Genomic DNA, 3,360 nt, shown 5'->3' with positions numbered 1-3,360 from the left:
GGTTCCACGTGCTGGAACTCACGTCCGGCATCCGGGCATCGTGGGTGAAGATGGATGCCGGTCACGGGTCGCCGACGACGTCGGCCCGCAGTCATCGTGTCCCGCTCCCTCACAGGAGTGGACGACCGCAACCACGACTCAACCCCACGCCGACCCTGGAGAACCATCGTGAGCGACGCCCCGATCACCATCCCCGCTGACCTGCTGCCGGCCGACGGCCGCTTCGGTTCGGGCCCCTCGAAGGTCCGCCCGGCCCAGATCGAGGCCCTCAGCGCGATCGCCACCACGGTCATGGGCACCTCGCACCGCCAGAAGCCGGTCCGCGACATCGTCGCCCAGGTTCGCTCGGGCCTGGCCGAGTTCTTCTCGCTGCCCGAGGGCTACGAGGTGGTCCTGGGCAACGGCGGTGCGACCGCGTTCTGGGACATCGCCGCGTTCGGCCTCGTGCGCGACCGCGCCCAGCACCTCACCTTCGGTGAGTTCTCGAGCAAGTTCGCCACCGTGACGAAGAACGCGCCGTTCCTCGGTGAGCCGACGGTGATCTCCAGCGAGCCGGGCACCCGCCCGCAGCCGCGCGCCGAGGCCGGCATCGACGTCTACGCGTGGGCGCACAACGAGACCAGCACGGGTGTCATGGCCCCCGTGCACCGGGTCGAGGGTGCGGATGCCGACGCCCTCGTCCTCATCGACGCCACCTCAGGTGCCGGCGGGCTCCCCGTCGACGTGGCCCAGAGCGACGTCTACTACTTCGCCCCGCAGAAGTCGTTCGGCTCCGACGGTGGCCTCTGGATCGCGCTGTTCTCGCCGGCCGCACTGGCGCGCGTGGAGGAGATCACGGCATCCGGCAGGTGGGTGCCCGACTTCTTCAGCCTGCCGACGGCGATCAGCAACAGCCGCCTCGAGCAGACCTACAACACCCCGGCGCTCGCGACCCTCGCCATGCTCGCCAACCAGGTGCAGTGGCTCAACGGGCAGGGCGGTCTGGAGTGGGCGAGCGCCCGCACCAAGGACAGCTCGGGCCGGCTCTACGACTGGGCCGACGCGAGCAGCTACGCCACGCCGTACGTCACCGACCCCGCGAACCGCTCGCAGGTCGTCGCGACGATCGACTTCGACGACGCGATCGACGCCTCCGCCATCGCGAAGACGCTGCGCGCCAACGGGGTCGTCGACGTCGAGCCGTACCGCAAGCTCGGCCGCAACCAGCTGCGGGTGGCCTGCTTCCCGGCGGTCGAGCCCGACGACGTCAGCAAGCTCATCGGCTGCATCGAGCACGTCGTCGAGCACCTGGCCTGACACCCCCCCCAATCCCGACTTCGTGCGACTTGAGTGCGGCTGCGGGCCGCGATTGGCCCGAATCCGGTAGCAAAGTCGCACGAAGTCGGGGGCAGCGTGGGTCAGCGGGTGAGGGCGTAGACGGCCGCCACCGCGATCAGCACGCCGAGCACACCGAGGGTCATCCGCCGCCGGAACAGCGGGGTCATCGAGCCGGCTCCGGTACCGGGGCGATCGCCGTTGCCGGGGTCGGCAGGCTGGTGACGGCGACGCGCACCCTCGGGCGTCGTTGCGACTCGTAGCTCACGCGGACATTCTGCGACCTCGCGAGCCACACGGACACACCGACCAGCGTGATCCCCATCGCCACGGCACCGATACCGATCGTCCAGCGGGGCCCGAACGTCTCGGAGATCCACCCGATGAGCGGGGCACCGGCGGGGGTGCCGCCCATGAAGATCGCCATGTACAACGCCATGACACGCCCCCGCATCTCCGGCGCGACCCGGGTCTGGACCATGGCGTTCGCCGTCGTCAGCGCCGTGAGCGCCGAGAACCCGACGGGCACCAGGGCCAGGGCGAACGTCCAGTAGGTGGGGGCCATCGCCGCCACCGTCGCGACCACGGTGAACGCCGCGAGGGAGATGAGCAGCACCCGCAGCCGCGGCACCTTGCGGCGGGCGGAGAACAGTGCGGCGGACAGGGAGCCGATGGCCATGATCGAGCCGAGCAGCCCGAACTCGCCAGCGCCCTTGTCGAACACCTTGGTCGCCATGAGCGCCATCGTGATCTGGAAGTTCATCCCGAACGTGCCGAGCACGAAGACGAGCAGCATGACGAGCTGCAGGTCGCCCCGGTTGCGGACGTAGGAGAAACCCTCCCGGATGCCGCCACGCGCCTTCGCGAGCGGCGCGGGCTTGAGCTCGTTGGCCCGGAGCAGGAGCAGGGCCGCGATGACGAACACGAAGGTCACGGTGTTGAGCAGCAGCGCCTGGCCGGTGCCCCACGCCGCGATGACGAGCCCGGCGACGCCCGGCCCGATGAGGCGACCGAGGTTGAAGGATGCCGAGTTGAGCGACACGGCATTCGCGAGCTTGTCGTTCGGCACCATCTCGGACACGAAGGCCTGACGGGCGGGGTTGTCGATGGCCGTCGTCACGCCCTGGAGCAGGGCGATCACGTAGACGTGCCAGAGCTGGGCCAGACCGGTGACGGCGAGCACCCCGAGCAGCAGACTCGAGACGGCCAGCATGGTCTGGGTCAGCAAGAGGGTGCGACGCTTGGGGAAGCGGTCGGCGATCAGCCCGGCCCACGGGGCGAGCAGCAGGAACGGCAGGAACTGCAGCCCGGTGACGACGCCGAGGGCGGTCGCCGAGCCCGCGGTGAGCACCGTGAGCACGAGCCAGTCCTGGCCGACCCGGCCCATCCACGTGCCGACGTTCGACACGAGGGCACCGGCGAACCAGATGCGGTAGTTGCGGACCTCGAACGAGGTGAAGGTCGGGCTCATTCGGCGGCCACCCGTTCGAGTAGCGCGGTGGCCTGCACGAGCAGGGCGCGCTCGTCGTCGGTGAGCGTCTCGAGCTGGCTGGCGAACCACTGGTGGCGCCTGCGACGGGTCTCCTTGATCGTCTCGCGACCGGCCGGGGTCAGCGACAGGATGACCTGACGACCGTCGGTGGGGTCGTCGGCGCGGGCGACGAGCCCGAGGTCGACGAGGGCATTGACGGTGCGGGTCATGCTCGGGGCGCTGACCTTCTCGATGGTGGCGAGGTCCTTGGGGGTGCTGGGCCGCTCCTCGAGCCGGACGAGCACGGAGAACTGGTGCGGCGCCACGAGTGCGTCACTCTCGAGGCGCACGCGACGGGCGATCCGCATGCAGGCCATCCGCAGGTCACTGGTGAGCCGGTCGCGCTGGGCGCGGGTCATCGGCCGGGGTGCCGAGGGCGGGGTGGCCTGCGTCGACGAGGGCGCGACCGGAGCGGTGATGGGGCTCATGGTGGTCTCCTCCGGCAGGACGGGCAGTTGATTACCCCAACTCATTACCTGTGCTAACCATTCCCCACGTCCCGAGATCGACCAATA

Annotated in this window: 3 protein-coding genes; 1 reads left to right on the top strand and 2 read right to left on the bottom strand. The window is 69.9% G+C overall.

Annotation, left to right across the window (positions count from 1 at the left end):
• Nucleotides 1–168 precede the first annotated feature (168 nt).
• Nucleotides 169–1,296 carry a phosphoserine transaminase gene (gene serC / locus PLL68_RS10185; RefSeq protein ID WP_324533729.1) on the top strand — a complete coding sequence of 376 codons (1,128 nt, stop codon included), beginning with the start codon at nt 169–171 and terminating at the stop codon, nt 1,294–1,296.
• Nucleotides 1,297–1,480: 184 nt separating this feature from the next.
• On the opposite strand, the gene PLL68_RS10180 is transcribed toward serC, so the two are convergent.
• Together PLL68_RS10180 and PLL68_RS10175 are read right to left on the bottom strand one after the other, a co-directional pair.
• The gene (locus PLL68_RS10180) at nt 1,481–2,785 is read right to left on the bottom strand and encodes an MFS transporter (protein WP_324533727.1); all 1,305 of its coding nucleotides are present in this window, start codon (nt 2,783–2,785) and stop codon (nt 1,481–1,483) included.
• Nucleotides 2,782–3,273 (bottom strand): MarR family winged helix-turn-helix transcriptional regulator, encoded by a 492-nt coding sequence (locus tag PLL68_RS10175; protein WP_324533725.1) that lies wholly within the window; start codon nt 3,271–3,273, stop codon nt 2,782–2,784. Before PLL68_RS10175 ends, PLL68_RS10180 begins: the two co-directional genes overlap by 4 nt.
• Between the last annotated feature and the right edge of the window lie 87 nt (nt 3,274–3,360).

Origin of the sequence: Ornithinibacter sp., from assembly GCF_035443565.1 — a bacterium.
Classification (GTDB): Bacteria; Actinomycetota; Actinomycetes; order Actinomycetales; family Dermatophilaceae; genus Fodinibacter.
The sequence above is the reverse complement of the archived record's forward strand: the minus strand, read 5'-3'. Positions and strand labels throughout refer to the sequence as shown.

Bases quoted from the DNA above. Each gene is read 5' to 3' on its own strand.
- PLL68_RS10180 (WP_324533727.1), bottom strand. From the start codon at position 2,785: ATGAGCCCGACCTTCACCTCGTTCGAGGTCCGCAACTACCGCATCTGG.
- PLL68_RS10175 (WP_324533725.1), bottom strand. From the start codon at position 3,273: ATGAGCCCCATCACCGCTCCGGTCGCGCCCTCGTCGACGCAGGCCACC.